The following is a 10,965-nucleotide window of genomic DNA, read 5'->3' as shown; positions in this document are numbered from 1 at the left end:
AGAACGGAACTTGATGTTCGGATTGTGCTTCGCCAGCACCTTCGTGATCGCCGCCGTCAACGTCGTCTTGCCGTGATCAATGTGTCCGATCGTCCCGATGTTTACGTGCGGCTTGCTGCGGTCAAACTTTTCTTTCGCCATAATTGCCGTGCCTCAGTAGTAGCTATAAAGCTTGTGAAATTTCTGCCGGAGTTCCGGGCTTACTTCTTCGATTCGAGTCAGGTAAAACTCGCGCATCTGCCCCTGATCGGTGACCACCAGCGCGCTATAAAGCTGGCTGGCCGACTGGCCTGACTTCGCGAGCACTTCATCCACGGATTCAAGCACGCGCTTTTCAAGCACCTTCTCGAATTCGCGGATACGGATACCGTTGCCGTCGAGCTTCTTGAAGAATTTTTCGATCAGCGCAGGCGCGAGAACGCGCTCGATAGCGCCCTTCAGCGTCCCGAACTCTTGTTCTTTCTGGATCTTGATTCCGGATTGTTCAAAGAGTGCCTTCATGCTCGCTCGACCTTTTAAATCTGGAGCCGATGACCAGGATTGAACTGGTGACCTCTCCCTTACCAAGGGAGTGCTCTACCAACTGAGCTACATCGGCTCAAACTCTGGAGCGGGAGACGGGAATCGAACCCGCGACCAACAGCTTGGAAGGCTGTGACTCTACCACTGAGTTACTCCCGCTCGGCTTAACTCGATTCAGGGCTAAAGCCCTGAACTACCGTTACTCCCGATTCAGGGTTCAAGCCCCTGAATTACTGTTCCCGGCCTTCCGTTCCGTCCGTATCACTGTGACCGTCTTTAACCCGGTCCCGTCGATGAATCCAAGTGGAGATTGCCAAGGCACAAAGCACGAGCAGAACCACATGCCGAACTTGATATCCCCCACTTCGGGGAATGGCCTCGGTAAGTTGCGTCCACGCCAGGATGGCCAGCACGACATACGCGCCCATCGCCATCCACACTCGATTCATCTCTAACTTCCAGATCAAAACCTGGTGCACAGGGGAGGATTCGAACCTCCGTAGCTCCAAGGAGCGGCAGGTTTACAGCCTGCTGCCATTAACCGCTCGGCCACCTGTGCACTACAAAATTTCAACTGGCCGAATTTGGCCGTACCGTAGCCCGCCGCAGTCTGCATCTAAATGAGTGCAAATCAACTGCTGCTTCGGGCAACGGTGATGCGAATCGCGCAAACAAACTTCCGCACGCGTTCATTCGCTGAACGGAAGCGTCCTGTGGAGGTTTATCTCTGAGGAGCTACACGACACGCTGCTTGACTGCGCACGCTCGGCGCGCTTCTACATCTCTGGAGCTGGCGAAGGGATTTGAACCCCCGACCCTCTGATTACAAATCAGATGCTCTACCAGCTGAGCTACGCCAGCCTGTTGGAAACCCCAAACCTAAGCCTGAGCCTACCGGAAACTTCCCGCCGCACGGGACAAAGATCAAAAGATATCACAGCGGAACTCCGCGTGCAAGCAGAGCACCGACACACTTCCGCATTTCCGTTGCAGAACCAAAAACGGAATTTGCGAGGAGGATTACCTCCCTAAAGATTCTATCCAAAATCCTCTTCCTCCGCTACCCTTGCAGGTGACGGTTGGACCGATTTTTGTCCCGTACACTGTATTCCGGCTGCTTTTCCTGAAATGTACGCAGCTCCCCCTGAATGAAACGCTCCAAGGTCATTATCCCGGTCGTCGTAATCGCTCTCATCGCAGCGATTGCTGGCGCCCTCCTGTATCGAAAAGCCGCCCCTCCCGAACCGGTTCGCCTGCTGCCCGGCGCCGAGGCCTACCTTTATGTAAACGCCACGCCGCTAAGGCTGGCCGACATTCAACCTTCCGAGGTCCATCTCGATCCCGAGTACGAGAATTTCGTGAAGGAGACCGGATTCCAGGTGGAGCGTGACCTCGACGAGGCGGCGATTGCTGCCCACGTCCCGCCGCCGGGGTCTCCTGCCACGGCCGAGACCCGCTTTTCAGAGGTCTTCGTCGCCAAGTTCGACACCACACGTCTCCGCCGCTACCTTAATAAGCTCTCGTCGCGAGTAGATTCCTATCGCGACATCGAGGTCTTCAACATACCGATCGAGAACCGCACGGTACGCGTTGCGATCCTCGCCCCCGACCTCGTGACGGCGAGTAACGTGGATGACCCACTCGTCATACGAGGCGTGATCGACCGCTACAAGAGGCTCGCGTCACCTTTCGCCGGACCTAAACTCGTCCGCCAGTACTATCGCAAGCTGCCGTTCGGCTCGGTGGCATGGGCGATCGCCGACATCGCCCGCGATTCGAAACAGAACAAGGCATTCGTGATTCCCGGCGGATTCGACCTCTTCTTCCCGCCAGACTCGGTAGCCGTCGCGTCTGTGCGATATCTCGGGTCCATCGATTTCAAGGCGCAGGTCTTTACTCAGAATGAAGAATCCGCGCGGCGCGTCACCGACCAGGTTTCCGCGTTTCTCGCGCTGTTTCGCTCGCTCGAGTCCAATGCGACCGGAAGCGACCCCGACGTGAAGAAGTTCTTCGACAGTCTGAAGATCGAGCAAAACGGGAGCCAGGCGATCCTGACGGCGGAACTGCCGAAAGGCTTTATAAAGAAACTGCTGACGGAGCCGCCGGCGACCCCACAGGTCACGCCTCCTCCTGAGCAGCCGAAGAAGCCTGCCGCGAAATCGAAGGCCAAGGCGAAGAAGGCGCCCACCAAGTAACGGTATGAAACTGAAACTCGCCTGGATCGGACGCACCAAGGAACCTGCGATTCAGTCGCTGGTGGGGGAGTACTCCAAACGCATTTCACGGTTCGTCCAGGTAGAGACGCAGGAGTTCGCCAGCGAAGACGCACTGCTGAAATGGGTAGAGAAGACAGCGCCGCGTCCGTACTTCGTCGCGCTTGAACCGCGCGGCAAGCAACTTTCGTCGGAGGAATTGGCTCATCACATCGGCAATCACCAGGACCGCGGTACGCAGGTGATGCTGTTTGCCATTGGAGGGCCTAACGGTTGGAGTGCAAAGGCACTCGACGCCGCGCAGTTTCAGTTTTCCATGGGACGCTTAACCCTGCCGCACGAACTGGCGCTGGTTGTTCTCTCCGAACAGATCTATCGGGCGTTCACAATCCTGAAGGGACACCCTTACCACACCGGCCACTAAGCGCCGTTCTTCTGAACCTTCGACAGGAACTTGCCAACGCTGACGAAGGCGCGTCCGACGGTACCCCGGCCAATCTCCTGCTTCTCGTCCCATGCGCGCACACGCATGGTGTAGAAGCGTCCGTCGAACGACTCCATCTCCGCCTCGGCCGTGACCTTCGATCCGAGCGACGTTGCCGCACGATGTTCGACGTCGATTTTGGTTCCCACGGTGATTTCGTCTCCTTCGGCGTAGGGTTGCAGCGCGTGAAAACACGCGGTCTCCATCAGTCGGATCATGTCGGGCGTGGAGTACACCGGAGGCAGTTGCTTGAAGTGGGCAGTAAGCGTGTGCTTGTGCTCAACGGTTTCCGACACTTCCGCACGCGCACCGACAGGAACGGGTTTCGACATGAGAAGACTGTATCAAATGAAATCGGGCCATTGAGTCGTTGTTTTCCAAGGACTCGCTGACCCGATTGAATGATCCAAACTCTAAGCTGCGCGCTGGAGTCGCTCACGCTCCACGCCATCGAGCGCGCGCCACAGCGAACGAGCAGCATTTTCTGCCGCGACAAGAGCCTTCTCCTGCGCCCCGGCGTCACCTTCCACGACGTCGCTCAGATGCTCACGCCAGACATTTGAGTGATACACGTCAGCCGTGGTGTGAAGCGTGAAGTAACCGCAGGTCTTCGCATCAGCGCCGTACATCTCGCGGAGGCCGCGAGCTTTCTCTTTTGCTACGCGCGGCACCTGCGACTCGTAGGCGTAGAAAGCAGCCAGCGCTTCGGCCGTGGAACCCTCGCGGGCAATGCGCCGGAAATGATCGGTCAGGCCGGCGATTTCCGCAACCGGTTCGGAGCTGCGAACTGCCGCGCGGCTTGCTCCCATACCTTCGGCGAAATCGAGCCACATCTCCGAGTGAGCGCGGCTCGCCGGATTTCCGTCGAGACCTTCTTCGTCGGCGAGGTTCTGCACCATGGCGCGACGCAGTTCGCCTTCCGGCAAACGGCTGTAGAGCGCAGCTAAATATGTGGGAAACGCGGCGACATGGTGGTAGTAATCGCCGGCGTACTCGCGCAGATCTTCGCGCGTAAGAGTGCCTTCACTCCAGGCCTGATAAAACGGATGACACAGCAGATCGTATTTCGAAATACGGGACTGCAACTCTTGCCAGAACACGTTCAGTTCCATCCTCATCCCTCACTAAGGTAGTGATGGAACTATACAGGGACACCACGGAATCGGGCTAGTGCTTTGCGTTTTCCGCGTCGCTACTTTTTGAGGTTGTACTTGATGCCGGCCTCACACGCCTTCGCGCGTTTGGCGACAAGTTCATCGAACGCCGGCGTTCCGCGCAACTTCAGCATCTCGTCCAGGTGTGGCCAGCGCGCGTTGGGATTCGACTTGAGGATCGCCTCGTAAGCTTTAAGCCGCCCGAGCAAACCGGCTTTCTGAACGGCGAGCAGGTCCTTGGCCTGCTTCGGATTCTGGATGATGAATGCGCCGCTCGACAGCATGGACTGTGACAGAAGCTCATTGGCGTTGTTCTGGTTGCGCTGCTGGATCAGCGGATCGGAAGCGTCGTCGCAAAGCTGAATCTGGATATCGGGGACATCCATGAAGAAAGCCATCACCCAATTGCGCTTTTCTTTGGCGTCAGGCGCGAGCGGGTTCTTCTCCAGGTAGCGAACGTACTCAACGGCCTTTTTGCGCTCGGCCGGGGTGGATGGGCCACGGTCGGCGGCAAAACAACTGATGGCAAACACCAGGACGACAAGAATCCGAGCAACGTTTCGCATGGGGTTTCCTCTGTTCTTCCCTGTATCGTACACGGGTGCGCGAGCGCAAAGGGCGCGAATCATTGGTAGAATCGATTACTAGCGGAACACTCCCGTTGTGCCATTTCGGCACATTCAACCTTGAATAGATGTCGTTTACCGAACAATTCGACGTTGTTGTCGTCGGCGCCGGACATGCCGGATGCGAGGCTGCGATGGCCTGCGCCCGGATGGGCCTGAAGACTGCGCTGATGACTTTGAACGTTGACCTGATTGCGCAGATGTCATGCAATCCTGCGATCGGCGGCATCGCCAAGGGACACCTAGTCCGTGAAGTCGACGCGCTGGGCGGAATCATGGGCGAAGTCACCGATGCAGTGGGCATCCAGTTTCGGCTGCTGAACACCTCGCGCGGCCCGGCCGTGTGGTCGCCACGCGCACAGTGCGACAAGCAGGCATACCGGCTGAAGGTGAAGGAAGTGCTGGAGTCGCAGCCGAACCTGAAGATCAAGCAGGCGGAAGTGGCGGACCTGATTCTGGAATTGACTGAAGGAGACGAGCGGCAGATGTGCCGTGGCGTGGTTCTTCGCGATGGCCGGAAAGTCCGCGCACAAGCCGTCATCATCACCACGGGCACGTTCCTCAACGGACTCATTCACTGCGGCGAGCAGCAGATTCCCGCCGGACGCAGTGGCGAACCTCCGGCGCAGATGCTGGGTGAGTCGTTGCGGCGACTCGGCTTCCGCGTGGTGCGGCTCAAGACAGGCACGCCTCCGCGGCTCGACGGGCGCAGCATCGAGTGGGAGAAGTTCACGGTTCAGCCGGGCGATGAAGATCCCACGCCGTTCAGCTTCCGGACGAAGCGCGTGCATCATCACGATCGGCAGATTCCGTGCCACATCGCGTTCACCACGCCGGAAACGCATCGGGTAATCCGCGAGAACGTGAACCGCTCGCCGATGTACAGCGGGCAAATTAAGTCCATTGGCCCGCGTTACTGTCCGTCGATTGAAGACAAGATTGTGAAGTTCCCTGACAAGGAGACGCACCAGATCTTCCTTGAGCCCGAAGGCCTGCACACACACGAGGTGTACGTGAACGGCATGAGCACTTCGCTACCCGTGGAAGTGCAGCAGGCGATGATCGCCAGCATCCCGGGGCTGCAAAATGCAGAGATGCTGCGTCCGGGCTACGCGATTGAGTACGACTCGGTGGACCCAACGGAGCTGACGCGTACGTTAGAGACAAAGAAGATCGGCCGCCTATATCTTGCAGGACAGATCAACGGGACCAGTGGGTATGAAGAGGCGGCGTGCCAGGGAATCATGGCGGGCATCAACGCTGCCTTGGCCGTGCAGGGCAAGGAGCCACTGGTGCTGGATCGGACCGAAGCGTACACGGCGATTCTGATTGACGATCTGATCTCGAAGGGAACGAACGAGCCTTACCGGATGTTCACCTCGCGCGCGGAGTTCCGGCTGCATCTGCGCATCGACAATGCTGATCGGCGACTCACTCATCACGGCCGCCGCGTTGGCTTAATCTCGGACGCTGCCTGGGCCGACTACTTGGCCAAGCAGGAACGTATGTCGGCGATGAAGCAGGTGCTGGAGAAGACAAAGCTCAATAAGGCGATGCTCGAGAAGGTACTACCGCTGATTACAGCGCAGATCGAATCTAGTCGGCTGGTCGCGGCCGTTAGTCGTTCGCAAGCCACCGGAGACCAGGGCGAACTTCCCAATGATCAGCAGCTAAACACCTCTGATGCTGGGGCTGCGTCAGACCTACTTTCATTAAACAATCTGTTGGGCTCTCCCCTGGCCCAACTGCTTCGTCGGCCTGAAGTCCGCATTGATGTGCTTGCTCCGGTGCTGCGCGAACTGCTGCCGGGTTTCTTCAGTCCTTCCGAGTCCGCCGAAGTGCCCGGTCATTTGCCGGTGCAGGTGCGCAACGAACTGCGCGCCATTGAGACGGAGATCAAGTACGCGGGATATCTCGACCAGCAGCAGAAGTCGATTGAGCGCCTGAAGAAGTCGGAGCAGCGGAGGATTCCCGAATGGTTCGACTACGCTTCAGTCTCGGGCCTTTCGCGCGAAATGAAGGAAAAGCTCCAGCGCGTGCGTCCGCAAACGATCGGACAAGCCAGCCGCATCCCCGGCGTAACGCCGGCGGCAGTATCACTGGTGAACGTGTATATCGAAATCCAGGCGCGCAAAATGCAGCAAGCGCAGCAACTGGCTGAGTAGGGTGTTCTCGTGCACCTTTAAATCAAAGGTGCTACTAAGCAGGTTATAGCCATCCTTCGCGAATCAGTCCTCGGACGCGCAGAACCACCATCGCAATTGCGAGAGCCGCTATCGACAGGATGCACGCAATCAAGATGGGATCAAGCAGACCTTGCGGATACACCCTTCTGTACTCACTTCTGAGCCTCTTCCAACCAAAGCCGTGGGACCCCCATCTGCCTGTAGCACTAACCCGGAAGTGAGGGATGGCCTCCGCAGCGGGAACCCGTTTGTTAACGGCGCGGATCATGAAGTGGTACAGAAGCCATAAGATGGTCCACGACGCCATGAAAATGACTAACAGGATTCTTTCGATGCTTGTCACCGCGACATGATAGATCAAGTTAAGTACATCAGGCGCGCGGTCCCGCATTGACTTGTACTTACTTCTTTTTTCCTTCCGCTGCCACTCCGCAGATCATCCCGTTGTACTGGCCGATCCAGAACATGCCGTCGTTCGTACCGGGCTTGATGTTCGCGGGCAATGTAACTCCGGGACCGAAGGGGCCTTGCGAGCTGAAGCGTCCCCATGCGTTCTTGAACATGCCCTCGCCATTCGCAAACGAACCGATTTCGTTGACGTGAAAGAGTCCGTCTTTTGCGACAGCATCGGTGTGGTGCTCGGTAACGTACTCGGTGAGTAGTTCGACTTTGTTTCCACCGCCAAAATCAAAGACGGCGGTTTCGGTGCCGAGCCACATGTCGCCGTATTTGGTGTTTCCGGTGTTGGTATCGACGACAGTAGCGTGCATGGTTTTTCTTCCGACGGTGAAGTCGCCTTCTCCATGCCAGGCGTTCCCGTTATGCCAGCCGTAAAGGGTGCCGCCAAAGGGGACGCACTGGTCTTGCGCGGCGGCACATACAGTGAGAATGAATGAGAGCACGAACAGGAGCGTGAGGCGAAATCTCATGAGGAACCTCCACCGCAGATTCTGCTCTTGCTAGCGCTGGCGTGATGCGAAAAAGAGATCGGAGAGCGCGGGTCTTTCCCAATTAGGGACAGTTAAAGGTGTGTGCACCGCTGCGTTAGTTTGCCCTTCCGCCTCTCCAATTACGCGGGTACCGGACTTCGAACTGCGTTCCCGCCTGTTCGCTTGAAGTGAACGACGCATGCCCGCCCATGTACTTTTCGGTCAGGTACTTGATGCTGTAGGTGCCGAGGCCGCGACCTGGGCCTTTTGTCGAGAACGAGCGGTTGAAAATCTGCGAGCGGATGTTCTCGGGCATGTAGGTGGGGTTGTGTACCCAGAATATGATGTCTTCGCCGTCCTCGCGGCAGCCCATGGTGACGACGTCTCCCGGGACTGAAGCCTCAATGGCATTCTTCACCATGTTCTCGAGCACACGCGAGAGGAGCGTGGGATCAGTCTCCATATCGACGGCCGCGCTTCCTTCGGACGAGTGCAGCAGGCGTCGCTCCAGCAATTCTGGGCGGCAGTAGTTGAAGTAGGTGTCCTGCAGTATGACGTACGAGTTCACCCTCTGCACCTGCGGCTTGAGTTCACCGCTCTCCGCCGCCAGCAACTGGCGGTGTGCCTGGATTTCCTGGATCATGCGCTCGGTGAGGTAGGAGATGCGGTCGCCGTAGTTTCGACGCGATTCGCGATCCTCTTCGTTCTCGTGCAGCAGCCAGGAGAATCCGCGCAGGGCGGTGGCGGTGTTCATGATGTCGTGCAGGAAGATGCGCTCCAGGAACTGACGGCGCTTCTCGTCGGCGATGTCGGTGATGGCGAAGAAGGTCAGCAGGTCTTCACCAACTTCCAGTGGACGCGCCCACACGCGCAGGTCTACGGCTTCTTCGTGCCCCTCTTTCTCGACGGTGACGCGGCATTCTTCGACGGCGGACTTGTGGTCCTGGCTCTCGAGGATGGCGTGCACGGCGCCGCAGTAGCGGCAGAAGGTAGTGGTACCGCATCCGTTGTCGGATTCGTGGGAGTGCTTGCAGTGCAGCAGTTCCCCGGGACGCATCCCGAGCAGGTCTTCCATGTCGTCGACGGCCGCGAATTCGATCGCCGCTCGGTTGGCGAAGACGACCTGCCGCTGCTTGTTGAGGATGAGGATGACATCGGGAACAAGGTTCAGCAGGGTCGAGATCGGCGAACCGGAGTTGAAATAATGAGACTCTTTGACGATTTGCTCGTGCCCAGCGCGTTCAGCAGGAGCGAACTGCGTGCCGACGGGTGATTCGGCCATAACAGCCACCTTCTCTAGGCGGATGGTAGGACGGGCAGGTAAGCATGTCAAAGCAAAGGCCTTGTCAGACCTGTGATTTATGTCATAGGCCGGTGTGACTGGCCAGCCGTAGTCTGTGCATCGGAGGCACAGATGTCAGCCACGCCAACGCTCACTCCGCCGTCGAAGCCGGGACCGGTTCTGGTCGAGATGGTGAAGTCGGCGGACAAACCGAAGAAGAAACTGATCCGCCGGTTGCTTGCAGATCGTTCTCAGCAGATTCGTCACACGGTACAGATCGCATTCATACTTCTTAATGTTGTAATCGGAATCCAGTTTTACCAGTTCGTTCGTCATTACGAGATTGGCGCCATCGGCGATGCGGTGACGCGTCCCGCGGGCGTGGAAGGTTACCTGCCAATCGCCGGTCTGATGAACCTGAAGGCCGCGCTGCTCACGGGAGAGATTCCGCGGATTCATCCGGCCGGCATGTTCCTGATCGTTGCGTTCCTCGCAATTTCTTTCATCTTTCGCAAGACGTTCTGTTCGTGGCTGTGTCCGGTGGGGACGCTGTCGGAGTATCTCTGGAAGCTGGGGCGGAAGATGTTTCGGCGTAACCTGCACGTTCCACGGTGGCTCGATATCGGGCTGCGGGGTCTGAAGTACTTCCTGCTCGGGTTCTTCCTGTGGGCGGTTTACAGCATGGCGCCGCCGGATATCCATGCGTTTCTCCAGAGCCCGTATGGCCTGATCGCAGACGTTAAGATGCTGAACTTCTTCCGGTTCCTGGGGCAGACAGGACTGATCGTCATCGGCGTGCTGGTGCTGCTGTCGGTGGTGATCCAGAACTTCTGGTGCCGTTATTTGTGTCCATATGGGGCGCTGATGGGGTTCGCTTCCCTGCTGAGTCCGCTGCGGATCCGGCGGAATCCGGAGACGTGCATCGATTGCGCGAAGTGCGCGAAGGCGTGTCCGTCGCAGCTTCCGGTGGACAAGTTGATCACGATCAAGTCGGCGGAGTGCACGGCGTGCATGGAGTGCGTGGCGGTGTGTCCGGCGGAACAGGCGCTAGTTTTTTCGACGCCGGCGGTGGGTTCGAAGAAACCGAGAGCGGTTCCGGCGTGGGCAGTCGCGGCCGGTATTGCGGTGATCTTCCTGGGGACCGTGGGGTACGCGAAGGCGACGAACCGTTGGAACACGGATATTCCGTCGCAGGTGTACCGGTATCTGATCCCGAATGCGGACAAGGCGGCGCATCCGATGCCGGGGCGGTAAATTCAGGAGCAATTGGCCAGGGGTTGGGGGCTTGAAAAAGCTCACACCCCTGGCATTACTGCAGTGTTGTGTGCCCGCCGCGTTGTCAAAATTGTGGGTGCCCCCCACCCCCCTCCCGGATTTGAAAATAAAGACACTTACACGACAGACTATGAAAACAAACGACTTATAAGTTGCTGATTCTACAGCTACTTACGCTATAGATTTGATTCTAAAGGACTTGCGAGTTGCACAATATGTTGTATATGGTCGCCGGTTTCCGGTTGTCAAAAAGAGCAAGTACAGAGGTTCTTCGGCTTCGCCTCAGAATGACAA

11 protein-coding genes and 4 tRNA genes are annotated in these 10,965 nt (G+C 57.7%); 4 read left to right on the top strand and 11 right to left on the bottom strand.

Translation table 11 applies throughout. From position 1 onward, the window contains the following. Positions 1–153: 153 nt before the first annotated feature. The 6 genes from VN577_16095 to VN577_16070 all read right to left on the bottom strand — a co-directional run bounded on the left by VN577_16095 (position 154) and on the right by VN577_16070 (position 1,383). Entirely contained in the window at positions 154–501 is a 348-nt protein-coding gene (locus tag VN577_16095; protein ID HWR16346.1) for a hypothetical protein, read from the bottom strand. Between the two features lie 21 nt (positions 502–522). Then, positions 523–598 (bottom strand) — tRNA-Thr (locus tag VN577_16090). 8 nt (positions 599–606) lie between these two features. After that, positions 607–681, bottom strand: a tRNA-Gly gene (locus tag VN577_16085). A gap of 71 nt (positions 682–752) precedes the next feature. Further along, positions 753–971: a hypothetical protein gene (locus tag VN577_16080; protein HWR16345.1), complete on the bottom strand. Its 219-nt coding sequence runs from the start codon at positions 969–971 to the stop codon at positions 753–755. Between the two features lie 22 nt (positions 972–993). Next, positions 994–1,081, bottom strand: a tRNA-Tyr gene (locus VN577_16075). A gap of 226 nt (positions 1,082–1,307) precedes the next feature. After that, positions 1,308–1,383, bottom strand: a tRNA-Thr gene (locus tag VN577_16070). A gap of 287 nt (positions 1,384–1,670) precedes the next feature. Between VN577_16070 and VN577_16065 the strand changes: the two genes are divergently transcribed. After that, the gene (locus VN577_16065) at positions 1,671–2,717 is read left to right on the top strand and encodes a hypothetical protein (protein HWR16344.1); all 1,047 of its coding nucleotides are present in this window, start codon (positions 1,671–1,673) and stop codon (positions 2,715–2,717) included. Between the two features lie 4 nt (positions 2,718–2,721). Beyond that, positions 2,722–3,159, top strand: a complete 438-nt coding sequence (locus tag VN577_16060; protein ID HWR16343.1) for a 23S rRNA (pseudouridine(1915)-N(3))-methyltransferase RlmH — start codon at positions 2,722–2,724, stop codon at positions 3,157–3,159. Here VN577_16060 and VN577_16055 read toward each other — a convergent pair. The 3 genes from VN577_16055 to VN577_16045 all read right to left on the bottom strand — a co-directional run bounded on the left by VN577_16055 (position 3,156) and on the right by VN577_16045 (position 4,939). Further along, a complete protein-coding gene (locus tag VN577_16055; protein ID HWR16342.1) occupies positions 3,156–3,551 on the bottom strand; it encodes a hotdog domain-containing protein in 396 nt (131 codons plus the stop codon). The genes VN577_16060 and VN577_16055 overlap by 4 nt on opposite strands. 81 nt (positions 3,552–3,632) lie before the next feature. After that, positions 3,633–4,331 (bottom strand): CADD family putative folate metabolism protein, encoded by a 699-nt coding sequence (locus tag VN577_16050; protein ID HWR16341.1) that lies wholly within the window; start codon positions 4,329–4,331, stop codon positions 3,633–3,635. An 80-nt stretch (positions 4,332–4,411) separates the two neighbouring features. Further along, positions 4,412–4,939, bottom strand: a complete 528-nt coding sequence (locus tag VN577_16045) for a hypothetical protein (GenBank protein ID HWR16340.1) — start codon at positions 4,937–4,939, stop codon at positions 4,412–4,414. A gap of 128 nt (positions 4,940–5,067) precedes the next feature. Between VN577_16045 and mnmG the strand changes: the two genes are divergently transcribed. Continuing rightward, positions 5,068–7,164, top strand: coding sequence for a tRNA uridine-5-carboxymethylaminomethyl(34) synthesis enzyme MnmG (mnmG, locus tag VN577_16040; GenBank protein HWR16339.1), 2,097 nt, complete (start codon positions 5,068–5,070; stop codon positions 7,162–7,164). A gap of 422 nt (positions 7,165–7,586) precedes the next feature. Here the strand turns inward: mnmG and VN577_16035 are convergent, their stop codons facing one another. Both VN577_16035 and VN577_16030 read right to left on the bottom strand, forming a co-directional pair. After that, entirely contained in the window at positions 7,587–8,114 is a 528-nt protein-coding gene (locus VN577_16035) for a hypothetical protein (protein HWR16338.1), read from the bottom strand. Positions 8,115–8,229: 115 nt separating this feature from the next. Beyond that, positions 8,230–9,396 carry an ATP-binding protein gene (locus VN577_16030; GenBank protein HWR16337.1) on the bottom strand — a complete coding sequence of 389 codons (1,167 nt, stop codon included), beginning with the start codon at positions 9,394–9,396 and terminating at the stop codon, positions 8,230–8,232. A gap of 132 nt (positions 9,397–9,528) precedes the next feature. On the opposite strand from VN577_16030, the gene VN577_16025 reads away from it, so the two are divergent. Continuing rightward, positions 9,529–10,650 (top strand): 4Fe-4S binding protein, encoded by a 1,122-nt coding sequence (locus VN577_16025; protein HWR16336.1) that lies wholly within the window; start codon positions 9,529–9,531, stop codon positions 10,648–10,650. The last annotated feature ends 315 nt before the right edge of the window (positions 10,651–10,965 follow it).

The organism is Terriglobales bacterium, assembly GCA_035561515.1.
Classification (GTDB): Bacteria; Acidobacteriota; Terriglobia; order Terriglobales; family Acidobacteriaceae; genus DATMXP01.
Note: the sequence above shows the minus strand (reverse complement) of the source record. Positions and strands in the feature narration are given on the sequence as shown.

Excerpts from the sequence above, each read along its gene's own strand:
- VN577_16095 (HWR16346.1), bottom strand. The coding sequence starts at position 501 with ATGAAGGCACTCTTTGAACAATCCGGAATCAAGATCCAGAAAGAACAA.
- VN577_16080 (HWR16345.1), bottom strand. The coding sequence starts at position 971 with ATGAATCGAGTGTGGATGGCGATGGGCGCGTATGTCGTGCTGGCCATC.
- VN577_16065 (HWR16344.1), top strand. The coding sequence starts at position 1,671 with ATGAAACGCTCCAAGGTCATTATCCCGGTCGTCGTAATCGCTCTCATC.
- VN577_16060 (HWR16343.1), top strand. The coding sequence starts at position 2,722 with ATGAAACTGAAACTCGCCTGGATCGGACGCACCAAGGAACCTGCGATT.
- VN577_16055 (HWR16342.1), bottom strand. The coding sequence starts at position 3,551 with ATGTCGAAACCCGTTCCTGTCGGTGCGCGTGCGGAAGTGTCGGAAACC.
- VN577_16050 (HWR16341.1), bottom strand. The coding sequence starts at position 4,331 with ATGGAACTGAACGTGTTCTGGCAAGAGTTGCAGTCCCGTATTTCGAAA.
- VN577_16045 (HWR16340.1), bottom strand. The coding sequence starts at position 4,939 with ATGCGAAACGTTGCTCGGATTCTTGTCGTCCTGGTGTTTGCCATCAGT.
- mnmG (HWR16339.1), top strand. The coding sequence starts at position 5,068 with ATGTCGTTTACCGAACAATTCGACGTTGTTGTCGTCGGCGCCGGACAT.
- VN577_16035 (HWR16338.1), bottom strand. The coding sequence starts at position 8,114 with ATGAGATTTCGCCTCACGCTCCTGTTCGTGCTCTCATTCATTCTCACT.
- VN577_16030 (HWR16337.1), bottom strand. The coding sequence starts at position 9,396 with ATGGCCGAATCACCCGTCGGCACGCAGTTCGCTCCTGCTGAACGCGCT.
- VN577_16025 (HWR16336.1), top strand. The coding sequence starts at position 9,529 with ATGTCAGCCACGCCAACGCTCACTCCGCCGTCGAAGCCGGGACCGGTT.